A 21,282-nucleotide genomic window follows, 5' to 3' on the forward strand; every position below is an offset into this window, starting at 1 on the left:
ATGCTGCTCGACTACGACCGGCTGGGCTGGCTGCGCGCAGCACTTCTGGGCTTCACCGGCCTGGTTGCCGCGTTTCTGCTACTGCCGGTAGTCTTCATCGTGCTGCTGTCGTTCGGATCGTCGCGGTGGCTGGCTTTTCCGCCGCCCGGCTGGACGCTGAAATGGTATGAGGAGCTCTTCGCCGATCCGGCCTGGCTCGAAGCGGCGCTGACCAGCGCGCGCATTGCCACCATGGTCGCGATTCTTGCCGTCGCCGTCGGGCTCCTGGCTTCTTTCGCCCTGGTCAGGGGACAGTTTCGCGGGCGCAATACGCTTCGCGGCCTGCTGCTGACGCCAATGGTGCTGCCGGTCGTCGTCTTCGCCATCGCCATCTATGCATTCTTCCTGCGGATCGGGCTCGGCGGCACCACGGCAGGCTTCGTCATCGCACACACAGTGCTGGCACTCCCCTTCGCCATCATTCCCATCACCGCGGCACTCGAAGGTTTTGACAAATCCATCGAGGATGCGGCGATCGTCTGCGGCGCAAGCCCATTCCAAGCAAAACTCCGGGTTACCTTGCCGGCGATCAAAATCGGGATCTTCTCGGCGGCGATCTTCGCCTTTCTCGCCTCATGGGACGAGGTGGTGGTCGCGATCTTCATGGCCAGCCCCACCTTGCAGACCTTGCCGGTCAAGATCTGGGGCAGCCTGCGCCAAGATCTTAGCCCGGTCATCGCCGCGGCCTCCAGCCTTCTCGTTCTTCTGACGCTGAGCCTGATGATCGTAACCGCACTCATTCGGCGGAAATTGTCGAAATGACCGAACCCTTCCTCTCCATTCGCGACCTGCGCAAGACATTCGGCAGCTTCGTCGCCGTGCACGATGTCACGATCGATATACCCAAGGGCGAATTCCTGACCTTTCTCGGCCCTTCCGGCTCTGGCAAATCGACGACGCTCTACGCGGTCGCCGGCTTTCAGCATCCGACATCCGGCAACGTTCTTCTCGAAGGCAGGTCGCTGCTGTCGGTGCCGTCGCACAAGCGCAACATCGGCATGGTGTTCCAGCGCTACACGCTGTTCCAGCATCTCACCGTCGCCGAGAACGTTGCCTTTCCGTTGCGCGTGCGCCGCCTGCCGGATGCCGAGGTGAAACGAAAAGTCACCGAGATGCTGTCGCTGGTGCGGCTGGAGAGTTTCGGCGGCCGATATCCTGGCGCGCTTTCCGGCGGACAGCAGCAGCGCGTGGCGCTTGCCCGGGCACTGGCCTACGATCCGCCGATCCTTTTGATGGACGAGCCGCTTTCGGCGCTCGACAAGAAGCTGCGCGAGGAAATCCAGGCCGAGATACGGCGCATCCACCGCGAAACCGGCGTAACGATTCTTTACGTCACCCACGATCAGGACGAGGCGCTGCATCTTTCGGATCGCATCGCGCTGTTTCGGGACGGGCGCATCGAGCAGATCGGCACCGGTGAGGACCTCTATCTGAGACCTGCGAGCGAATTCGTGGCCAGCTTCATCGGAAATTCCAATTTCCTGCCGGCCGAGCATCTTGAAACCGTCAACGGCTCCGCCACGATCCGCTTGGCCGATGGCTCGGTCGTCTCGGGCGTCAGGATCGATCAGGACTTCAGCCAAGGCCAGAAGACCAGGCTGATGGTGCGGCCGGAAGCGTTTCGACTGAGACCCGGCCCGGCCACTGCCGGGCTTGCGGTCGAGTTCATCGACACCGCCTTCTTCGGCGAGCGGCGTCGCGTCATCGCGCGCACGGCCGCCGGCCAGGAGATCGACGTCAGGCCGACATCCGACATGGCGGAAGCACATGAAGGCATCGCCTCGAGCAGACAGATTTTTTTCGATCCCGCCGCCGCATTTCTGTTTCCAGCCTGACAGACAGTTCTGACTTCAGCGCGGCGGATCTCGCGCTAAAGCCTCACCAGGTCTGAGAAGTTCATCGCCGGCTAAGGAGCCCAACGCGGTGGCGGTCTGGAACGGCATCTCAGGCAGCCGGTGCCTCGATGGTGACTCCGTATTTGGCGGCGATGGCCACGAGCTTTCCCATTTCCGGCATGCCGGCAGCGGTCGCGGCATCAAATTCTGCAAACATCTGATCAAGGCCGCAACTCGGCGCGCAAAGGACGAGCACGCGAGCCGGCTTGTCGCCGACATTGCGGATGGCACGGCGCCGGCCACGTGCGCCGAAGAAGAAGCCGCCGGGCGCAACGCGATGGGGCGCAGAGTCGCCCTCGAATTCGATAACGAGTTCGCCGCTCAGCACATAGAAGGCTTCATCCTCACGACCATGGGTGTGCGGCGGTACTCCCGCGCCCGGCGGAACCCGGACTCCCAAAGCGAGAAGGACCCCGCGGTCTCGGCGCCGGTGGCTTTGTAGATATGGGTGATGCCCAGAATGTTGAGCGTCGACCCGACCGCCGGCTCGCGAACGAACGGCTCGGCTGCTTTAACTTTGGCATCCATCATCGATCTCCTTTGCGGTTCAGGTGGCTCACCAAGAGATTGGCCCGTTCTCGCCCGTCGATTAGCCGGAATTGTATGGACAAGCTGTCCGGATTTCAGGACAATCGAATTATGGACCCGCTCGACGGCATCGCGGCGTTCGCTCGCGTCGTGGACAGCGGCAGCTTCTCGGCTGCGGCAGATCGGCTCGGACTCTCCAAATCCGCCGTCAGCGCCCATGTGCAGCGGCTCGAAGAGCGCCTGGGGATTCGCCTCCTCAACCGGACCACGCGCCGACTCTCGATGACCGAAGCGGGCGCAGCCTACTACCGCCACTGTGCGCGGATTCTCGCCGAAGCTGAAGCGGCGGAACAAGAAGTGAGCGCGTTGCAGCGCGACCCGCGCGGCACGATTCGCATTTCAGCGCCCGACAGCTTCGGCTGGATGCATGTGGCGCCGGCCGTGCCGGAGTTCCTGAGGCGCTATCCGGAACTTTCCGTCGATATTGCTTTGAGCCCGGCGCATGTGAGTCTGGTCGATGAGGGGCTCGATCTGGCGATCCGCATCGGCGTGCTCCAGGATTCGCCGCTTGTCGTGCGCAAGCTCGCGCCATCCCGGCTCGTCGCCTGTGCTGCGCCCGCCTATCTCAACAAGCATGGAATGCCGCGCGAGCCGGGCGACCTTGCCAAGCACAACTGCCTCTGCACAAGCCTCCTGCCTTGGGGTGATGAATGGCGCCTTGCCGGCAAAATTGGCGAGGTGCGGGTGACCATCGGCGGCAGCTTCCGCAGCAACAATGCGGAGATGCTGCGCGTTGCGGCGCTCGACGGCATCGGCATTGCCCTATTGCCCACGTGGGCGGTAGCGGAGCCACTGCGCACCGGCGCGCTGCGACGCGTGCTTGATGGCTGGGAGCCTCCAGCCAGCCCGATTTATGCCGTCTATCCCAGTAACAGGCTCATGTCGATGAAGGTCCGTGCCTTCGTCGACCACCTTGCGCGATGCATCGGGCGCACGCCGTATTGGGACGAAGGCCTTTGAGAGGAGCGCCCCGTTTGGATCGTTTTTGAGCTACGGCAATCCATTGATCCAGCCTCGCAACTTTCTCTCTGAATGCGCTCAAGAACCGTCTCCCATCGGTCAGAAAACTTGCGATCTTGACTTCAACAGGGGATTTGGGCGGCTTGAAATTTCCTCTGTTTCGCCCACGTAGTGAGGTTACGTCGGCTGCAAGGCGAGTTTTTTGCTCAAAAGCGTCGCTTATGGGGCCGTCAAACCGGCAGCCGCGCAGCCCTCAGTAGCGAAGACCGCCGCGTTGCGCCGGCTCTCACTCGCGATAGCTGGAGCATCTGATGCCGACCCGCCCCTATGCCATCCTTGAAGCGCCGTCCTCGCTGGGTCTGGCGACCGACGGCGTTGAAGCCTTGCCCGGTCGGCTGCTGGAACTGGGCCTCGCCGAACGCATCCATGCGCGCCGCGCCGGGCGGCTGGCCGTCCCGCCGAAGGACCCGAAGCCCGACCCTGCCACCCTGACGCTGAATGCCAACGCGATCGCGGCCTGGTCGCCCAAGCTCGCCGACGCCGTGGGGGAGGTGCTGGATGCTGGGGAATTCCCGGTGGTGCTGGGCGGCGACTGTACGATCTTGCTGGGTCCGATGCTCGCGCTGCGCCGGCGCGGTCGCTACGGCCTGTGCTTTATCGACGGCCACGCCGACTTCTTCCAGCCCGAGGCCGAGCCCAACAGCGAAGGCGCGTCCATGGACCTGGCCTTCGTCACCGGCTACGGGCCGGCGCTGCTGACCGACCTGGAGGGCCGCCGTCCATTGGTGCGCTCCGAGGACGCTGTCGCCTTCGCGTTTCGCGACCACGAGGACCAGGCCGAATTCGGCAGCCAGCCTTTGCCAGCGGAACTCATGGCCTACGATCTCCACGCCATCCGCCGCCTGGGCGTCGAAGCCGCCGCCGGGGCGGCCGTTGGCCACCTGGCGCGGACGGAACTCGACGGCTTCTTCATCCATCTCGACGCCGATTGTCTCGACGATGCGATCATGCCGGCGGTCGATTTCCGCGTGCCGGGCGGATTGTCATGGGACGAACTTTCGGCGGCGCTGCGGATCATCCTGGCGAGCGGAAAGGCGGTCGGGCTCGAGGTCGCCATCTACAATCCGCGCCTCGACGAGGACGGCAGCGCCGGCCGTGGCCTTGCTGATGTCCTGGCCGCAGCCCTCGGCACAGCCGCGCCTGCTTAGTATTGAAATCAATAACAAAAAAATTGCTCACGGCGGGCAAATCCGACACCGTGACCCATTCACCTGGACCGGCCCTTTTCCCTGTTGATGAAATCAAGGATCAGGTGAGCTGCCGTTTCCGCACGGGTTTCGAGCAGGAGATGACCGGCGTCGAGGATATGGGCGTCCATCCGGGGAAGCGCCTCGATCCAACTCATGGTTTCGGCGAGTTCGAAGAAGGGGTCATGGCGACCCCACACCATCAGTGCAGGCGGCTGGTAGGTTTGCAGATAGCCCTGGATCTCTGCGAAGCGGCGCACATAGTTTCCATAGTCCGCCAGGAGGGCACGTTGTGCCTCGAGCCGTCCCGGTAGGCTCATCACGCGCCAGTCCTCATCCCAGTTTTCGGCAGCGATGGACTTTGCGATATCGGCGGGCAGGCCCCCGACATACTGATACCGTGTCCCTTCCCAGGTCAGATGAGCGGTGGCGGCGGCCTCATTCTCCGCGGTGGGCTTCGACCAATAGGCGATGGTGTCTGCCCATTGGCGGCCGAACCCGCTGGTATGAGCGTTGGCATTCTGGATGATCAGACCCGTCACCAGCGCGGGCGCATGCATGCACCTGCCAATATGTCCATCTGACGTCGCGCGAGCGTCAGTGCCTGCGCCTCGCCGCCGCCGGACTGACGGCCAAGCAAGTCGCGCGCGAGATTGGCCGCGCGGTGCCGACTGCAACGCTGCATCTCAACGCAGCGACACGCAAGCTTGGCGCGCGCAACCGCTTCCACGCCATCGCGCTGGCTGCCCACTACCGGCTGCTCGAGCCGGAGCATTGAGGCTCTCCGCCTGAGGGCCACCGGCCCCCGCCAGGGCAAACCTATAAATAGTGCTAGCTGTAAATGCGCCGGGCCACTTAGTACCGTCGGCCGCAAACAAGGCTTGGGAGGGTCCGTCACTTTGGTTCCTGCCGCGCCATGACGCGGAGCTTGGAACTGTGACGGCACATTCGACCACCGAAGGATTTAGCGACTACAGGGATTACCGCACCTGGTATCGCGTAATCGGAGATCTCAACTCGGGCAAGTTGCCTTTGGTCGTCGCTCACGGCGGGCCGGGTTGTACCCATGACTATGTTGATTCATTCAAGGAGCTTGCCGATACCGGGCGGGCCGTCATCCACTACGATCAGATCGGCAACGGCAAATCGACCCATCTCCCCGACAAGGGCGGCGACTTCTGGACCGTCGATTTCTTTCTGGGCGAACTCGATGCGCTGCTCGCCCATATCGGCATTGCCGAGCGGTACGCCCTGCTCGGCCAGTCCTGGGGCGGCATACTGTCCGCCGAACATGCCGTGCGACGCCCCGCCGGGCTCAAGGCATTGATCCTGGCCAATTCGCTGGCCTCGATGGCGCTATGGGTGGAAGGCGCGCTGCAATTGCGCGCCGGGCTGCCGGCCGATGTACAAAGTGCGCTCGACCGGCACGAGGCAGCCGGAACCACCGATCACCCGGACTATGTTGCGGCAACCAAAGCCTTCTACGACCGCCACGTCTGCCGTGTCCTTCCGACGCCGCCGGAAGTCGCCCGGACATTCGCGGCAATCGACGCGGATCCGACAGTTTATCACACCATGAACGGACCCAATGAATTCCACGTGATCGGCACCATGCGGAACTGGACCATTGTCGAGCGCCTGCATCTGATCGAGGCGCCAACCCTGGCGTTCCGCGGATTTTACGACGAAGCGACCGAGGCCTGCGTCCAGCCCTTTCTCGATCATATTCCCGACGTCGAAGGCATGGTCTTCCCGAATTCCAGCCATATGCCGCATGTCGAGGAGAAGGACGACTGCCTCGCCGCCGTCGGACGCTTTGTGGCCAAATACGATTGAAGCAGCTTGTCTTTGTGCAGGCCTGTCGGTGCAGGGCCGGCCATTGCATTCATCTTGATGCGTTCCGTCGTTCCTTGAGCACTCGGGCCAGGAAATCCTTGACCAGATCGAGAACCGCGTCGCGTTCGTGGGCTACCCCGGGCAGCAAATCAAAGCGCACGCGCACACCTGCTTCCTCGAACGATCGACACAACGTCCTGAGGCGTTCCGGCCGCGTTCGCCCGGCATCGTTAGCGCCCGGCATCCAATAGGTGCTGCCCTGGATATGCGTGATTTCCCAAGTCTCCAGGTCGGCATCGCCGACGATCATCTGGACAGGTACTTTTGCCAGCGCGGCGGCATCGAAGCTGATGCCGAACTTCTCCAGCAGGTCGCGAATGCCCACCCACCAATCACGCGTCGGATCGAGCAAGGTCACGGAGCCCGGCGCGCCGATCGACGCCGCCCATAGCCTGTCGGGATGGAGGATGGCGAAGCGGTGGGTGAAGTGCCCGCCGCCGGAAAATCCGAACATGGCGAAGCGGGTCCAGTCCTGACGGTATTTCGCCACGACTTCCTCGATTATGGCGAGCAGCACCTGATCGTAGCGGATGTCGCCCTCGATCATATATTTGTATCCGCTGCGGGCATCGTCGCCGAGAACGCCCATTGGAAACACCGGGCACAAGATGGCGCAGTCGTTCCAGCGTCCGAACTCGGCGAACGCGTCGCGGAAACCCAGGAACGAGGTGCGGCCAGTGCCGTGGACGGCCACCAGCAGGTCGACTTGGGCGCCTTCCCCAACCGCGGGCGGTACATACAGACAATAATGGAAGCGTGAGTCTGATTTGGAAGCAAAGATGGCGGTCGCGCCAAGATCGTATGTAGCGCGACCGCGATCCGCGACGGACCCCGTGGCAATGCTCGTCAAGTCTACACCTCCTCAGACAGCCTTGGCATTCATAGCTAGCGTATACTGGTCGGCCCGCGTCGTGAACTGGAAGGTCTCGCGCTTGCCATCGTCCAGCGTCCGCTTAGCCAGTTTGGCATTGAAATCGGGAATTGGAGTAGCGTCCCGAATTGGCGATACCCATACCCGCATCCGGGTTCTGCGTCGCGATCAGCGCTGTCATCGGGTTAGAGGTTTCGCCCGTGTTGACGCCCAGGAGTAGCCCGGGCCGCCCATCGTATTTCCGCCGCCCTTGGCTTTCGCTCGCCGGCTGCCAATGAGGTAGCGAGCTGAACCGGTGCCTAGCCTCACACGACCTCACCAGATTGCGACGAGGGGTGTATCTCCGGAACGGTGAAAACCGGCACCTCGCCCTTGAAGCCTTGGAGTTCAAAGGCGCCCGCCTGGACAACCGGCATCGATGCTCCTTGGGCAAATCCGGGACCAAGCACCAGGGGGATCCTCAGCTTTTTGGTCGTTGACTCGAGCCGTGCCGTGCGGTTCACCGGCGAGCCGATCGCGGTGTAATCGAAGCGCCGTTCGGAGCCGAAATTCCCTACCGAGCAGATGCCCGTCTCGATGGCGACGCCAATTTCGATAGGGGGGTGCCCGCGCGCGGTGAACGCGGCGTTTTCGCGCTTCACCCGTTCGATCAGGGCGAGCCCCGCTTCGAGCGCGCGCTCGCGATGATCTGGCTGATCAAGCGGCGCGTTCCAGAAAGCTAGCACGGCATCGCCCATGAACTTATCGATGGTCCCATCGCGCTTGAGTATCTCATCGGTCGCAACGCCGAGGAAGTGGTTTACCACCTTTCCGATTTCTTGGGCATCGAGTTGTTCGCTCATCGTCGTGAAGCCGCGTATATCACTCAGCAGGATTGTGATCTCGCGCTTCTCTCCGGACAGGATCGCTTCGGTATCCGAATTTGCGAGGCGTTGCACCACGGAGGGCGACAGAAATTGCGAAAACTGCCGGGTCAGGGTGGACCGGCGCTGCTCGGCGCGCCTGTAGAGGGCATAGCCTTCGAAGCCAGCTACGAGGATCGTTGCAATCGCCGGCTGCAGTGGGTCATAGAGCACACCCTGCAGGCTGTATTCGAGAGCGCCAAACACGAAGGGCGTGGCAGCCAGGAGCGCCAGAGCGAATGCGCCAAGCACGACCCGCTCGGCGAGCACTCCAGAAAGCCCGATGAAAACGATGCCACTGAGGACAAACCAGAGCCGCTCGAGCATTCGCGCTTGCGCAGGCTCTACAAGATAGCGCCCGGCAAGCATCTGGCCGATTGCATCTGCGTGGATGTCGACGCCTGGTCGCGCCGAACGCGTCGGGCTGGGCAAATACTGGGTCAATCCCACAGCCGACAGATCAATAATCGCGATGGCATTCCGCAGCAGAGGATCGCCGTGGCCCGAAAGGACATTGCCGGCAGATATGCGCGGCGTATTGGTGTCGGTTTCCCAGAGGCGGATGCTACCCTGCGGCTCGAGCGGCACAATGCTGCCGGACATCCTGAGTGCGTCAAACCCGGCGGCATTCATTCGGGCTACGAAGCTGTTCTCTCCGGCGTAGAGGCGTAGGAGTTCCACCGCGAAGGAAGGCCAGAGCTGCACGCCTTGATCCGTATTTCGAAGCCAGAGCAGCGGCACATGGCGCAATACGCCGTCGGGATCGGGCAAAGTGCGAATTACCCCAAGGCCTGCAGCGGCGCTCGAGAAATCCGCAAGCGAGCCCGTCAGACCGGTGAAGCCAGGAAGCGTCTCGGGTACTTGCCCTACGATCGACCAGCCGGCTTTGGGCTCTGCTTCTGAAACCGTTGCCTCATTGCCCAGGCTGACGGCGAGCATGGTTCGATGTTTCGCCAGTGCCCGGGCGAGGCGCTTGTCTCCAGCGATGCCATCAGGAGAGGTGTCAGCCTCGGGCAGCACCAGCGCAAGCCCGATCACGGCGGCACCAGACTCGGTGATACCATCGACCAGATCGGCCAAAAGGCCACGATTCCAAGGCCATCGCCCATATGCCTTAAGGCTCGCGTCGTCTATCGAGACAATCACAACAGGATTGCTCGTCGCGTGGCGCGGGGCGAGGGACTGGTAGAGGTCGTACGTGCGCTCGCGCAGGCGCGACAGCGGCCCGTCGAAAGCAAAATGGAAAGCGAGCAGCAAGAGTACGACCGCAAGACCAGGTATTTTCCGCCTGGCAGCCCGCCGCCAATCAAGCGAGGGGCTCATGCCGGTCGGCCGGCCTTACCGGCAGTCGGGAAAGCAGTCATCATCCTCATCCACCCCGCTGCCTACAGGGGGCGTTAGGCTGTCAGGGAACTCCATGACCAATCCTGGCAATGCGCCGTCGGCGGACTTGCAGGCTTTGAGCGAGCTGCCGAGTGCTGACGCACAAATCGCGCTTACGTTCAGCCCCGGACCCGGCTCGCCAGGAAGGCCGGTGCCGGCTATCCGATCGATGCTGTCCAATATCGGGAAGGCGTCGATACCACCATAGCCGGTCAGCAGTTTGCCATTGTTCGACGTGCAGGCGTGGCCCGGGTTTGTGATCACGAGCCTTTGGCCATTCATCATGCAGGTCATGCGGCCGGCGCGCAGTATGCCGACGGTCTGACCAGCCATCACAAGCACTTCGATGATGCCGCCTCTGGCCCCGAGCACCATGTGCGGCGTCGCAACCTGCATGTCGCCGCCTTTCGAAACCTGGCCGCCGTAGAAACGCGCCAGGCCGCTGTTCATCCCGATGCCGATCTTTCCTGACCGGGAGCCCGGATTGTAGACGAATTCATCGATCGTCAGGCTGGTGTTCGGACCAATCTTGGCGCTCGACTCGTCCTGGAACACGAGCATTCCGAGACCGGTGGTATTGCTGCGCAGTTGGTCGCCGAGTGCGACGCCAGCGCCGACGCTCATCGCCTCGCCGCCATTGCGGAAGATGTTGGTCTGATAGGCCGTCATGGACCCGACCGTTTCAGCGGCAGATGGTGCCGCAAAGGCAAGGCAGGCGATACAAGTGGCGATCTGACGATATAGGGTCCTCATCGCGACCTCCTTCAGTTGAGCGTCAACGTGTAGCTCACGAGCAATTCGAACGAATTTCGGTCGCGACCAGCGATATCGAAGTCGGTTTCGCGATAGGCGAGGTCGGCACTGATCTTCTGCCACTCCGTGAGCTGAAAATCGCTTTCTGAGGCAATGAGCCAGAAGTCGCTGTCTATGTTCGTGCCGATACCGATGGACAAGTCGGGCGTGTCGCTGTGACCGGCCGAGAAGGCGACCTGGTGAGACCATACGAGAAGGTCCGGTACTTCCATCACTATGCCGCCGTAGCGGACCTCTCCCATGTAGCCGCGGCCGATTTCGCCAACTCCGGAGGCGAAGTCATTCGAGCCGACTAGGCGCAGCCCGAGCGCCTGGCCATTGCGGAAGCGGTAGCTGCCGCCTGCCTCATAGAAAACCCCGCTATCGGCGAAGATGCCTTTCGAGGCGCTTAGATCGATGTAGCCGCCACCCGCGAAAAGCGTCGTCTCGACCGTGGGGCGCACGAGCAAGCGTCCACTGAGACCGACGCCGGTCTCGTGGATATCGCTGTCGAAGCGATCTGTGACGGCGAACGCGGAAAGCAGCAGCCGTAGCGAATCGATGCCACTGTTGGGCAGTCCCTTGTCCAAGGTAATCGCCGCGTTGCCGTGGATAAAAGTCTCCTCATCTCCGGGAACCGAGAGGTCTTCGGTGAAAAAGCGCTCTGTCGCCGCCAACGAGCCCGAGAGGACAAGCGCGTCAGCACTTGGCGTGCCGAGGTCCCACCGGACAAAGCCTTCCGCCCGCCCATAGGGCGAGACGAAAGTGCGGTCGTCTTCGGCCCCGCCCGGCTCAAAATCTGTGGATGCGCTGAACATGCCGCCAGTCAGAGCGATCTCCCAGGTGACGCCACGTAACGCCAGCTCGATGCGGGCGAGCAGGCGAACGGCTTCCTGCTGCTCATCTGCGGACAGGTCCCCGATCTCGACGCCGTACTGCACCTGCCGTCGGGCCAATTCATAGGAGCCGACATTGTAGTACAACCGGCCGGCCGCGAGGCGGGCGCGCGCATCGCGAGGATATCTGATGAGATACTGCTCGATCGACGAGATCGCCTGATCGTACTGCCCTGCGTTGACGGCAACTGTGACGAATTGAGCTAGCGCTCCGTTGTCGGTCGGATTGGCAATGCGGGCCGAAAACGCATCGTCATAGGCCGGATAGAGACCTTGTGCGCCGGCCGGCAATATGCCGGTACAAAGCAGCGCCGCGGCGAAGCCGAGGATCATTGAAAACGAGGAATGCATGCCGAGAACCCACCCAAACCCGACTAGTGCAGCGGATCTAGCACGCCTCCACGAAAAAAAGCGACAGAACTGTCACGAGACCTTCCGAGTCTTCCGCAGCTGTTGCAGCTGCGCAACAAACTATCGGGTTCATTCGCATTTCGGCTACGCTGGTTGGCCAAACATCTTCTCAGCGTTGCTTGACTTCGAGCAAGTATTCGCTACAAACGGCAACTAAGCCAAATCATAATCAGCCATGGATTGCGCAGCCGACAAGATCAATATTGTTTGCGCGATTCTGCGCGTATCTGGTCGCCGCTTGACGCATCAGGGTCACATGTAGCTCATCCGAAGGTCTTCCGTCGCGTTGCGCAAGCGGTCGGAGGGCCGGCGGGCGATGCTTCTCAGGACGCCCTGCGCAATGTGCGGCCTAGCCTTTGTTATCTTGTTGAACGCCGACGAGGTCAGCTTATAGGCCACAACGTCCTCGTCCGCGATCACGTCCGTCGAGCGTGCTCGCTCGGTCAGGAAACCCATCTCCCCCACTGTGCATCCAGCCCCGATGCTCGCCAGCCGGCGCCGCCCGCCAGGTGTACTTACCAGACGCTGATACAGCCGCGCGTCAGCATCCACAGCCGGTCCGCCGGATCGCCAGCACGGCACAGCACGGCGCCTTTGGGGAATTCGACGTGGTCGAGATACCTCATCAGCACCTTCAAATCTTCCGGCTGCATGGTCATGCCGAAATCGGTGCGCTCGAGTGGCACGTCTATTGCCGAGCGGGCTTCACTGTCGGTCTGCTCCACGATTTCTTCTTCGAAGCGCTCCAGCGCTGCCTCGAGGTCGGGGTGGATGTTCGGCGCGTCGCGTTGTGACGTAAACTCCTCCAGGGCGTGGGCATCCCTGAGATCGCTGAAGAACAATCGCTGGCCACGCCGCGCGCAGCGGGCGGAGATCTGCTGCAATGCCAACGCGCCCGAGGCGTCGATGTCGCTGACGGCGCGGAAATCGAGCATGATCGGCGGTGATCCCGCCAACGCCATCTTGATGTCGGCACGCGTCCGCGGACGCGACCTACAGCACGAGCATGGTGGCCAGTCCCAGCATCAGGCCCATGCCTACGATATCGGTCACGGTGGTTAGGAAGATGGCCGAAGCCACGGCCGGATCGGCGCCGACACGCCGCAGGCCCAACGGGATCAGCACGCCGGAGATTCCGGACATGAGGCACGATCCGGACATTGCGAGCAGGATCACAAGTGCCAGCATGGGCGCCTGGGATGCCGACTCCGGCTGCCGTGAAGCGTAGAACCACATGGCCGCAGCCGCCACCAGACCGACGAGCAAGCCGTTGGCGATCCCGAGCGCTCCCTCCCTCAGCACCAGATGCAGCTTCGGTCGTTTGTCCACATCCCCTAAGGCGAGGCCACGCAGCGTAATAGCCAGCGCCTGGCAGCCGGTGTTTCCGCTCTGTCCGGCCAACACCGGGAGGAACGCCGCCAACGCGACGATCTTCTCGATCGTGCCTGTGAATGAGCCGACCACGAAAGCGGCTATGAAGGCCGTCAGCAGGTTGAGCTGCAGCCACGGATGACGTTTCAAGAAGGCTGAAAACAGCGGAGTGAAAGAACGCTCCTCCTTCTGGACACCCACCATCTGGCCAGGCTGGGCAGAAATCTCGATGATTTGCTGCTCGAACAGCCGCCAGCCGCGAACCTGCCCGAGCAGCCGGTTCTCCGCGTCCACCACGGGATAGACAGGGTAGTGACGGCGTACCGCCGCCTTGCAGGCTTCGCTCAAAGGCATATCGACGTGAAGGGCGAACGGACTTGCCAGCATGATCTGATCCACCGTCGCGTCGGTCTCGCTCAGCATCAGATCGCGCAAGACCACCAGGCCAACCAGTCTATCGCCCTCGTCCGTGATGTAGAGGTAAGTCAACTCGGTCGGCACCTGCGCGCGCCTGACGGCCTCGACCGCGGCGGCTACCGTCGTCCCGACAGCAACGCTGGCGGGGATCGGGTCCATCACCTCGACGATGGCCTCGGGGATCGCGAGATCCTTGCCGTCGGTATGAGATTTGATGGGCCTCCCTTGCGATGGCAAATACTCCGCCACCTTCCGGGCGTGCCTATCCGGTAACAACTTTAGTGCGTCGCGGATGAACTCGGGAGACTCTCGGGCTAGCAAATCAGCCGCGTCGTCAGGTGCTCGAGCACGCAGCGTGCGCACCAACTTCTGAATGTCGTTCTCTTCCCTCATCTGTTCCCCCAACCTCTAATGTTGCGCCTCTGAGCTTATAGACGGGACCGGTTCGCTCTGCCCAGGCGCACGGTGGCTCAAGCGCCTCGATCCGGAAATCTTCGCCTTCTCAGGGCGCCGAGTAGACCGACCCAGACAAATCTAAGCCATTGCGTGGGTGCATACAGGCAGGCTGTAACGTCAGCGTGTCGCCAAGAGAATTGACGTGTTGCCGAACTTCACCGTCGATTCCTGGGCTCTGCGAGCACGTCGCAACCCATCAACGAAAATGACATAACAAATGAAGTATTTGATCGCGGTGTGAACGGCCGCGATTCAACCTGGGAAGATGGTGAAACCGCCATCGACGCGAATGACCTGCCCGTTGATGAACCGCGCGCGCGGACCGGCGAGGAAGGCGACCGCTTCAGCGATCTCTTCAGGCTCCGCATACCGGTTCAGCGATTTCTTGCTCGAATCCATGCGCTCCGGATCGACCACGCGGCTCGCCTGGAATCGTGCCGTCTTGGTGGCGCCGGGGCTCACCGCATTGATGCGTACGCCATCGTCGATCAATTCCTTGGCGAGGCAACGCGTATAATGAACGACGGCCGCTTTAAGCGTGGAGTAGACCACCTCCGGCGAGCATCCGATATGCGCTGCCGCCGAGGCAATGTTGATCACCGAGCCTGAGCCGCGCTTGACCATAGGCGGAATGAACGCCTGGCAGACCAGCATCGTGCCGATGAGATTGTTCTCAGTCAGAACCTTGATGTCTTCATAGTCGATGTTGAGCGCGTTGTTGGGGCTGGGCTTTACCCCCTTGGCGCCGATGTCTCCGCCGGCGCAGTTGACCAGAACGTGCACGTCGCCGAGCTCCGCCTCGATCTTCCTCTTCATTTCGGCGACGGCTTGCCTGTCGCCGATGTTGCCGGTGACCGCGGTCACCCGTGTCCCATGCTGTTCCAAACCCCTGGCGGATTCGCCGAGGTCTGCGAATTCGCCATATTGCGATGGCCGGGTCCAATCGAGATCGTGGATCGCGACGTTTGCGCCTAGTTCGGCCAGGCGCTCGGCCATCACCCGGCCGAGGCCGCGTCCCGAGCCAGTCACGAAGGCAGTCAGGCCGCTGAGTTCTCGGGCAGTCATGCTGATTTCTCCATTGCAATGAAATCGAACTTCTTCATGTTGGCGGCGCTGAGCCGAATCATGTCGAGCTCATACGAAACGAGTGCGCCGTCATCGTCGCGTTCCCATGGCGTCCGGTAGTCGGCGTCGTCCGCAAGGCGGTTTACGCGCGCAGCACTCAGGCAGGCCGCGAAGTCGCGCGCGGTCTTCGGCGCATATCCGTTCCACCAGTCGTCGGTGAGACAGCGAACGTGGCGGGCCTCCAGAGCGCCTGGCTCGAGCACGGCCGTCAGCGTGTCGTGGTGCTCGGCGAGGATGGCTGCCAGTTCGGCGAATGGCACGGCGCCGTCGCCGATCGCGCAGCGGACCAGACGATAGCCCTCATCCGTGAACTGCACGCGATAGTCCTTGAGGTGGACATGGCGGACATAGGGCGCGATCCGCCGCGTGAAGACAAGCGGTGCCTCGCCGACAGGGAACGTGTTGCCTGTATCATAGGTGATGCCGACACCAGGCCCGCCGAGTTCGCAGAGCGCGACCAGTTCGTCGCTGCCGAAGTCCTGATGGTTCTCGATGCCGAGCACCCGGCCCTCAGCCGCCGCACGCGGCCCCCATTCCGTCAGGGCAGCGCGGATCGTCGCGTTGAACTCGCTCCATTTCCCACCCCAGACGTTGCGGTCGCCGCATAAGACGGGGGTCAGTGCGATACGGATCGTTGTCGCCTCGAGCAGGCGCGCAGCCCGAAACGTGTTGTCCAATGGACCTGCCACGAGAAGTCCGCCGCTTACCACCGGGACGATGTCAAGCGCGGCCAGACGCCTGCGCAGGTCGACGACCTCGGCGTCCGGCAAGTCGGTCAGCCATGGTTCGTAGATCTCGAGCGTGCGTGCGCCCAGTTCCTGCGCAAGCGCTATGAAGCCTTCCAGCCCCGCCCCATCCGGATTGTGCCGCGGCGTGCCGCGGCCCTGCAGGCCGAGATGGTAGGTCAGTCCGTAAGGGTTGAGGCCGAGACGAAGCATCAGCTCGGCAGTTCCAATGAAGGGTGGGGAAGGGATCTCACTATCGCAGACCCGCATCGACGGTGATGGACTGTTTCGTGATCATGCGGCTGTCATCGGCGGCAAGGAAGAGCACGGTCCGTGCAATCTCTTCGCCCAGAAGGACGCGGCGGATCAATTGCCGCTGCACCGTGTGGTCGATCGCGTCCTGCGTCTTGAACCACAGCTCGCGCTGCCGTTCGGTGATGACGGCGCCGGGTTCGACGGCATTGACGCGGATGTTGTCGGATCCGAACGACCGCGCCAGTGCGCGCGTCAGCGCCACCACAGCCCCCTTGGCGGTGGCATAGGCCACCATCTGGTCCGCGCCGAAACGCCAGGCGATGGAAGAGAAGTTTATGATCGAGCCGAAGCCGAGTTCCTTCATATGCGGATGCACCGCTTGCGCGGCAAAGAAGTGATGCCGGAGATTGACGTCGAAGCTGCGGTCCCAATATTCGGCTGTCACGGCGTCAACGGGATGGCGCTGATCATCGGCAGCGTTGTTCACCAGGACGGCGACCGGACCAAGCCGCGCGCGTACGCCTTCAACCGACGCCTGCAGCGCAGCGACGTCGGTCACATCGCAATGGAGGTACAACGGGGCCCGCTTGGCGGCACCACCGAGCTCACGCACCAACGCCTCCGCGGGTTCATCCTGCACATCGAGAAAGCCCACGCGGGCGCCATTCGCCACGAAAGCGCGAACCATATCGGCCCCGATCCCGGAGGCGCCGCCGGAGATCAGCACGACGCGATCGGTCAAGCTCGGGTAAGTCGCGAATTGTATGGACATCAGATCACAGAAGCGCCTTGGTTGTTGGATCGAACAGACAGGCGCGCGACATGTCGATGCCGAGCGTTATCGTCTCGCCCATGACGGGAGCGTCATCCGGCTCGAATCGGCCGGTGATCTCCAGGTCGCCTAGCCTGAGGACGGCAAGCGTCTCGGCCCCGGTCGGCTCGACCAGTTCGACCGGCGCCTGCATGGACTCGACAGCAGGTTTGCGCGACTTCAGGTCCGCCGTGAAACGGTAGATATGTTCCGGCCGAACACCGAGCACCACGTCCTTTGGCGCACCGGCGGGCAAAGGCGCGGCAAGGGCAAGAGCAGCGTCGCTGCCGTCAGCGGCGCGTACCGAGATGCTGGTTGAGCCGGTAAGCCGGGCGGGGATGAAATTCATCGCCGGCGATCCCATGAAACCGGCCACGAACATGTTGGTCGGCCGGTCATAGATCCGCTTCGGCGTGTCGAACTGCTGCACCGAGCCCTGGTTCATCACCGCAATGCGGGACGCGAGCGTCATCGCCTCGACCTGATCGTGGGTGACGTACACCGTCGTCTTGCCGACGCGATGGTGAAGCTTCTTGATTTCGGTGCGCATGTCCACGCGCAGCTTGGCGTCGAGGTTGGACAGCGGCTCATCGAACAGAAACAGCTTCGGGTCGCGTACGAGGGCGCGCCCCATCGCAACGCGCTGCCGCTGGCCACCCGACAATTGCCCGGGCTTGCGGTTCAACAACTGCTCGATCTGCAGGAGTGCGGCAACCCGCTTTACGGCTTCCGCCTGCTCCGCTTTGGGCACGCCTCGGCTTTCCATGCCGAAGGTGATGTTCTGGCGCACCGTCATGGTGGGATAGAGGGCATATGACTGGAACACCATCGCGATGTCGCGGTCCTTGGGCTGCACGGAGTTCACCAGCCGGTCGCCGATCCAGATCTCGCCTGACGTGACGGTTTCCAGGCCGGCGATCATGGCGAGCAAGGTTGATTTGCCGCATCCGGAGGGGCCGACGAGGGCGACGAACTCCCCGGTCCGCGCCTCGAGATTGATGCCGGCCAGAATCTCGAGCCCGCCATAGCTCTTGTGAAGGTCACGGATCATCAGCGCGGACATGAGCGATGCCTCATTTGATGGCGCCTTGTGTCAGGCCGCGCACGAAGTATTTTCCACCGAACAGGTAGATCAGCAACGGCGGCAGCGCGCCGATCAGCACGGCTGCACTCATCACGTCGTAAGCGCGGGCGGTCGTGCCGCCGGCGGTGAGTGCGACCAACGCCGCCGTAATCGGCTGCTGCTGGCCCGATGTGAAGACGACGCCGAACAGATACTCGTTCCAGATGCCGGTGAATTGCCAGATGACGGTGACAATCAAAATCGGCGGCGACAGCGGCAAGATGATCTTGCGAAAAATCCGCCAGAAGCCGGCACCGTCGATGCGTGCCGCCTTGATAAGGTCGTCCGGTATGCTGACGTAGAAATTGCGGCAGAACAGGGTCGTGAACGAGATGCCCTGGACGACGTGAATCAAGACCAGCCCGTATGTCGAATTGGTTAGGCCGAGCTTGCCGAGCAGGAACGCCCACGGCATCAGCGAGATCTGGCCGGGCATGAAGACGCCGAGCAGCATCAGATTGAACAGAATTTCCGAGCCCTTGAAACGCCATTTCGATAGCACGTAGCCGTTCATGGCGCCGAGGAGCGTGGAGATGACCGTCGCGGGGATCGTCATCCAGAGCGAGTTGAAGAAATTGCGCTTCATGCCTTCGCAGGTGCCGCTGACGCAATAAGTACCCCAAGCCTGCGCCCACGCGTCGAGGCGGAAGCTGCGCGGCACGGAGATGAGGCCGTTGCGGGCAATCTCCGACTGCTCCCGCAACGAGTTGAAGACCACGACCAGCATCGGTGCCAGGTAGATGACAGCGAAAAGCGTCAGCACCGCGTAGATAAGAAAGCGGTTCCAGAAATATCGCCGCGTAGCCGCGGCCGCCTCGGGATCATGCCGGGCGTTGAGGGCAATTTCAGCCATTGCTGCCCTCCGCCCGCCTGCGCCAAACGATCCACAAGGAATAAGGCACCAGCACAACCGCGAGGGCCGCGAGCATCATCATCGCCGCGGCGGCACCCTCGCCGATCTGTCCGCGTTGGAACATCAGGTCGTAGACATAGATCGCCGGGAAGGTGGTGGACACACCTGGCCCGCCCCGCGTCAACGCCGCCACCAGGTCGAACGTCTTGATGGCGAACTGGATCTGAATGACCGCCACCGCCAGAAAAATCGGGGCGATCGTCGGCAGGATGACCTTCAGATAGGTTCGGGAAACCGACGCACCATCGATCTGTGCTGCTTTGACGAGATCCGGATCGACCGACCGCAGGCCAGCCAGGAAAAGCGCCATTGCGAAGCCGGACGACTGCCAGATACCGGTTATGATCACCGCATAGATTGCGGTGTTGCGATTGGCGGTCAGGGCGAAGCTGAAGTCGGTCCAGCCGACCCCCCGCACGAAGGCCTGGATGCCGTCGACGGGATTGTAGAGCCAGCTCCACACCGTACCGGTGACGATGAAGGACACCGCCAGCGGGTAGAGGAAGATCGTGCGCCAAACCGCCTCGCCGCGAACGCGCTGGTCGATCAGGATCGCGAGAAGCAGGCCGATGGCCATCGAGCCGACAATATAGAAGCCGCTGAACAGGAAGAGATTGGTATAGGCGATATTCCAGCGCCGGTTGGCCCAGAGCGAAGCATAATTGTCCAGACCGACGAACCCATAGGTCGGCATCAGCGACGAATTGGAGAGCGAGAGATAGAGCGTCCAGAGTGTGAAGACGAAAACGTAGATGAAACTCGCCGCAAGCGACGGCGCCAGCACCAGAATGGGCACCATCGTGCCCAGGCGCTGCCGCCACGGGGTTGCGGGAGCCACAACAGGTACAGTCACGTCACGCGTGGACATCGGCTGCTCCGGCGAAGTCAGGCCGGGCGCGCCGCGCCGGGCCAATCATCGGCAGCTTCTTCACATCTGCGCTTCGGCCGCATCGGCCATGGCACTAGCTGCGTCCTGCGCGGTCATGTCCGGCGTCGCCACGAATTCGGTGACGGTATCCATGATCGCGCCGCGCACCTTCTGCGGGATCGTCATGTTATGCGCCATCGAACGGACAAGCGTGCCGCCATCGATCGACGCCTGCAAATCCTTCTGCGAGAGCTGCTGGCAGGGATTGAAGCCCTTCGAAAGATCCACGTCGAGACGGGCCGGGATCGAGCCCTTGGTCTGATTGAAAATCGTCTGGAACTCGGGCGACAGGATCGTGCTGGCGAGCAGTTTCTGCCCCTCGACGTAGTCCGGATCCTTCCGCTGGAAGAACACGACCGAGTCGGAATTCAGGATGAAGCCCGGCTTGCCCCAGTCAGTCGGCGCCTGGGCGCAGACATAGTCAGTGCCCTCCTTGAAGCCGCCGGCCGTGAGCAGGCCGAGCGTCCAGTCGCCCATGATGTGGAAGGCGGCCTCGCCGCGGCCGACCAGATGCGACATGCTATCCCAGTCGCGCCCGTTCATGCCGGGGTCCATATATTTCGTCGTCATGGTGCGGAACTGTTCGAAGGCCTTGACCATGCCGTCGCTGCGCATCGCCTCGACGTCGCCCTGGACGAACGCCTTCTTGAAGAGATCGATATCCATTCCGTAGACCACGACCTCGAAGACCGTCGAATCGGTCCAGTCGGCGGTCGAGTGCGAGATGCAGATTTTGCCTGACGCCACGACCTTGTCGCAGGCGGCGTTGAAGTCCGCCCACGTCTTCGGCACCTCGGCGACGCCTGCCTCCTGCATGACCTTCGGCGATGCCCACAGCCAGTTGATGCGATGGATATTCATCGGCGCCGCGACCCAGCTGCCGGTCGGCTTCATCACCGGTAGCAATTCGGGAGCAACGACCTTCTCCCAATTTTCCGCAGTCGCCAGTTCGTCGAGATTGGCGGTCATGCCGGTCTCGTTCCATTCGGCGATCTCGGGTCCCTTGAGCTGCACCGCGGGGGGTGCATTGCCGGCGATCACGTCGGCGCGCAGTTTCGCCAGCGTGTTGGCCGTGTGGCCTGCGATAGAGGTCTGCTGCCAGGCGCCACCCTTGGCGGTAAACATCTCGCCGAGCTTGGCGATAGCCTGGGCGTCCGATCCGGTCGCCCATTGATGCAACAGGTTGGTCTTGGGCTCTGCGAGCGCGGCTCCCGCAACAAAGGTGTACGCCGTAGCGACCGCAAGGGCCGTCCTCAGGTATTCCATCGTTTCACTCCC

21 protein-coding genes and 1 pseudogene are annotated in these 21,282 nt (G+C 62.4%); 6 read left to right on the top strand and 16 right to left on the bottom strand.

All coding sequences use genetic code 11. From position 1 onward, the window contains the following. Entirely contained in the window at nucleotides 1–801 is an 801-nt protein-coding gene (locus tag IHQ72_RS31555; protein WP_258119582.1) for an ABC transporter permease, read from the top strand. Beyond that, complete coding sequence (locus IHQ72_RS31560; protein ID WP_258119583.1) at nucleotides 798–1,874, top strand: ABC transporter ATP-binding protein; 1,077 nt, start codon at nucleotides 798–800, stop codon at nucleotides 1,872–1,874. The genes IHQ72_RS31555 and IHQ72_RS31560 overlap by 4 nt, the downstream gene beginning before the upstream one ends. A gap of 109 nt (nucleotides 1,875–1,983) precedes the next feature. Here IHQ72_RS31560 and IHQ72_RS37245 read toward each other — a convergent pair whose 3' ends face one another. Continuing rightward, nucleotides 1,984–2,334, bottom strand: a complete 351-nt coding sequence (locus tag IHQ72_RS37245) for a cupin domain-containing protein (RefSeq protein ID WP_374120291.1) — start codon at nucleotides 2,332–2,334, stop codon at nucleotides 1,984–1,986. Between the two features lie 203 nt (nucleotides 2,335–2,537). On the opposite strand from IHQ72_RS37245, the gene IHQ72_RS31570 reads away from it, so the two are divergent. Further along, on the top strand, nucleotides 2,538–3,482 hold the full coding sequence (locus IHQ72_RS31570; protein WP_258119585.1) for a LysR family transcriptional regulator: 945 nt from the start codon (nucleotides 2,538–2,540) through the stop codon (nucleotides 3,480–3,482). A gap of 311 nt (nucleotides 3,483–3,793) precedes the next feature. Beyond that, nucleotides 3,794–4,690 (top strand): arginase family protein, encoded by an 897-nt coding sequence (locus IHQ72_RS31575; RefSeq protein ID WP_258119587.1) that lies wholly within the window; start codon nucleotides 3,794–3,796, stop codon nucleotides 4,688–4,690. Nucleotides 4,691–4,749: 59 nt separating this feature from the next. On the opposite strand, the gene IHQ72_RS31580 is transcribed toward IHQ72_RS31575, so the two are convergent. Then, a complete protein-coding gene (locus IHQ72_RS31580; RefSeq protein WP_258119588.1) occupies nucleotides 4,750–5,289 on the bottom strand; it encodes an alpha/beta fold hydrolase in 540 nt (179 codons plus the stop codon). A gap of 14 nt (nucleotides 5,290–5,303) precedes the next feature. Between IHQ72_RS31580 and IHQ72_RS31585 the strand changes: the two are divergent. Together IHQ72_RS31585 and IHQ72_RS31590 are read left to right on the top strand one after the other, a co-directional pair. After that, nucleotides 5,304–5,507 (top strand): annotated as a pseudogene (locus IHQ72_RS31585) (response regulator transcription factor); the annotation flags it as partial. A 158-nt stretch (nucleotides 5,508–5,665) separates the two neighbouring features. Further along, on the top strand, nucleotides 5,666–6,565 hold the full coding sequence (locus IHQ72_RS31590; RefSeq protein ID WP_258119589.1) for a proline iminopeptidase-family hydrolase: 900 nt from the start codon (nucleotides 5,666–5,668) through the stop codon (nucleotides 6,563–6,565). Between the two features lie 49 nt (nucleotides 6,566–6,614). On the opposite strand, the gene IHQ72_RS31595 is transcribed toward IHQ72_RS31590, so the two are convergent. From IHQ72_RS31595 to IHQ72_RS31660, 14 genes are all read right to left on the bottom strand, one after another. Continuing rightward, a complete protein-coding gene (locus IHQ72_RS31595; RefSeq protein WP_258119590.1) occupies nucleotides 6,615–7,475 on the bottom strand; it encodes an alpha/beta hydrolase in 861 nt (286 codons plus the stop codon). Nucleotides 7,476–7,801: 326 nt separating this feature from the next. Beyond that, on the bottom strand, nucleotides 7,802–9,655 hold the full coding sequence (locus IHQ72_RS31600) for a CHASE2 domain-containing protein (RefSeq protein WP_258119591.1): 1,854 nt from the start codon (nucleotides 9,653–9,655) through the stop codon (nucleotides 7,802–7,804). Nucleotides 9,656–9,736: 81 nt separating this feature from the next. Beyond that, nucleotides 9,737–10,534 carry a FecR family protein gene (locus IHQ72_RS31605; protein ID WP_258119592.1) on the bottom strand — a complete coding sequence of 266 codons (798 nt, stop codon included), beginning with the start codon at nucleotides 10,532–10,534 and terminating at the stop codon, nucleotides 9,737–9,739. 11 nt (nucleotides 10,535–10,545) lie between these two features. Then, nucleotides 10,546–11,820, bottom strand: coding sequence for a tetratricopeptide repeat protein (locus IHQ72_RS31610; protein WP_258119593.1), 1,275 nt, complete (start codon nucleotides 11,818–11,820; stop codon nucleotides 10,546–10,548). A 312-nt stretch (nucleotides 11,821–12,132) separates the two neighbouring features. Continuing rightward, nucleotides 12,133–12,336: a cyclic nucleotide-binding domain-containing protein gene (locus tag IHQ72_RS31615; protein WP_258119594.1), complete on the bottom strand. Its 204-nt coding sequence runs from the start codon at nucleotides 12,334–12,336 to the stop codon at nucleotides 12,133–12,135. Between the two features lie 59 nt (nucleotides 12,337–12,395). Beyond that, nucleotides 12,396–12,842: an STAS domain-containing protein gene (locus IHQ72_RS31620; protein WP_258119595.1), complete on the bottom strand. Its 447-nt coding sequence runs from the start codon at nucleotides 12,840–12,842 to the stop codon at nucleotides 12,396–12,398. A 31-nt stretch (nucleotides 12,843–12,873) separates the two neighbouring features. Further along, nucleotides 12,874–14,061: a magnesium transporter gene (locus tag IHQ72_RS31625; protein WP_258119596.1), complete on the bottom strand. Its 1,188-nt coding sequence runs from the start codon at nucleotides 14,059–14,061 to the stop codon at nucleotides 12,874–12,876. Nucleotides 14,062–14,376: 315 nt separating this feature from the next. Next, nucleotides 14,377–15,189: an SDR family NAD(P)-dependent oxidoreductase gene (locus tag IHQ72_RS31630; RefSeq protein ID WP_258119597.1), complete on the bottom strand. Its 813-nt coding sequence runs from the start codon at nucleotides 15,187–15,189 to the stop codon at nucleotides 14,377–14,379. Beyond that, nucleotides 15,186–16,187 carry a sugar phosphate isomerase/epimerase family protein gene (locus IHQ72_RS31635; RefSeq protein WP_258119598.1) on the bottom strand — a complete coding sequence of 334 codons (1,002 nt, stop codon included), beginning with the start codon at nucleotides 16,185–16,187 and terminating at the stop codon, nucleotides 15,186–15,188. Before IHQ72_RS31635 ends, IHQ72_RS31630 begins: the two co-directional genes overlap by 4 nt. Nucleotides 16,188–16,227: 40 nt before the next feature. Next, on the bottom strand, nucleotides 16,228–17,001 hold the full coding sequence (locus IHQ72_RS31640) for an SDR family NAD(P)-dependent oxidoreductase (RefSeq protein ID WP_374120292.1): 774 nt from the start codon (nucleotides 16,999–17,001) through the stop codon (nucleotides 16,228–16,230). A gap of 4 nt (nucleotides 17,002–17,005) precedes the next feature. Beyond that, entirely contained in the window at nucleotides 17,006–18,103 is a 1,098-nt protein-coding gene (locus IHQ72_RS31645; protein WP_258119599.1) for an ABC transporter ATP-binding protein, read from the bottom strand. A 10-nt stretch (nucleotides 18,104–18,113) separates the two neighbouring features. Then, the gene (locus IHQ72_RS31650; protein ID WP_258119600.1) at nucleotides 18,114–19,016 is read right to left on the bottom strand and encodes a carbohydrate ABC transporter permease; all 903 of its coding nucleotides are present in this window, start codon (nucleotides 19,014–19,016) and stop codon (nucleotides 18,114–18,116) included. After that, nucleotides 19,009–19,944: a carbohydrate ABC transporter permease gene (locus tag IHQ72_RS31655; RefSeq protein ID WP_258119601.1), complete on the bottom strand. Its 936-nt coding sequence runs from the start codon at nucleotides 19,942–19,944 to the stop codon at nucleotides 19,009–19,011. Before IHQ72_RS31655 ends, IHQ72_RS31650 begins: the two co-directional genes overlap by 8 nt. A 60-nt stretch (nucleotides 19,945–20,004) precedes the next feature. Next, a complete protein-coding gene (locus IHQ72_RS31660; RefSeq protein WP_258119603.1) occupies nucleotides 20,005–21,270 on the bottom strand; it encodes an ABC transporter substrate-binding protein in 1,266 nt (421 codons plus the stop codon). Nucleotides 21,271–21,282: the final 12 nt, after the last annotated feature.

It is taken from the genome of Mesorhizobium onobrychidis, assembly GCF_024707545.1.
In the GTDB taxonomy this organism is placed as follows: domain Bacteria; phylum Pseudomonadota; class Alphaproteobacteria; order Rhizobiales; family Rhizobiaceae; genus Mesorhizobium; species Mesorhizobium onobrychidis.

Excerpts from the sequence above, each read along its gene's own strand:
- IHQ72_RS31555 (WP_258119582.1), top strand. The coding sequence starts at position 1 with ATGCTGCTCGACTACGACCGGCTGGGCTGGCTGCGCGCAGCACTTCTG.
- IHQ72_RS31560 (WP_258119583.1), top strand. The coding sequence starts at position 798 with ATGACCGAACCCTTCCTCTCCATTCGCGACCTGCGCAAGACATTCGGC.
- IHQ72_RS31570 (WP_258119585.1), top strand. The coding sequence starts at position 2,538 with ATGGACAAGCTGTCCGGATTTCAGGACAATCGAATTATGGACCCGCTC.
- IHQ72_RS31575 (WP_258119587.1), top strand. The coding sequence starts at position 3,794 with ATGCCGACCCGCCCCTATGCCATCCTTGAAGCGCCGTCCTCGCTGGGT.
- IHQ72_RS31580 (WP_258119588.1), bottom strand. The coding sequence starts at position 5,289 with ATGCATGCGCCCGCGCTGGTGACGGGTCTGATCATCCAGAATGCCAAC.
- IHQ72_RS31605 (WP_258119592.1), bottom strand. The coding sequence starts at position 10,534 with ATGAGGACCCTATATCGTCAGATCGCCACTTGTATCGCCTGCCTTGCC.
- IHQ72_RS31610 (WP_258119593.1), bottom strand. The coding sequence starts at position 11,820 with ATGCATTCCTCGTTTTCAATGATCCTCGGCTTCGCCGCGGCGCTGCTT.
- IHQ72_RS31615 (WP_258119594.1), bottom strand. The coding sequence starts at position 12,336 with ATGGGTTTCCTGACCGAGCGAGCACGCTCGACGGACGTGATCGCGGAC.
- IHQ72_RS31620 (WP_258119595.1), bottom strand. The coding sequence starts at position 12,842 with ATGGCGTTGGCGGGATCACCGCCGATCATGCTCGATTTCCGCGCCGTC.
- IHQ72_RS31625 (WP_258119596.1), bottom strand. The coding sequence starts at position 14,061 with ATGAGGGAAGAGAACGACATTCAGAAGTTGGTGCGCACGCTGCGTGCT.
- IHQ72_RS31630 (WP_258119597.1), bottom strand. The coding sequence starts at position 15,189 with ATGACTGCCCGAGAACTCAGCGGCCTGACTGCCTTCGTGACTGGCTCG.
- IHQ72_RS31635 (WP_258119598.1), bottom strand. The coding sequence starts at position 16,187 with ATGCTTCGTCTCGGCCTCAACCCTTACGGACTGACCTACCATCTCGGC.
- IHQ72_RS31640 (WP_374120292.1), bottom strand. The coding sequence starts at position 17,001 with ATGTCCATACAATTCGCGACTTACCCGAGCTTGACCGATCGCGTCGTG.
- IHQ72_RS31645 (WP_258119599.1), bottom strand. The coding sequence starts at position 18,103 with ATGTCCGCGCTGATGATCCGTGACCTTCACAAGAGCTATGGCGGGCTC.
- IHQ72_RS31650 (WP_258119600.1), bottom strand. The coding sequence starts at position 19,016 with ATGGCTGAAATTGCCCTCAACGCCCGGCATGATCCCGAGGCGGCCGCG.
- IHQ72_RS31655 (WP_258119601.1), bottom strand. The coding sequence starts at position 19,944 with ATGTCCACGCGTGACGTGACTGTACCTGTTGTGGCTCCCGCAACCCCG.
- IHQ72_RS31660 (WP_258119603.1), bottom strand. The coding sequence starts at position 21,270 with ATGGAATACCTGAGGACGGCCCTTGCGGTCGCTACGGCGTACACCTTT.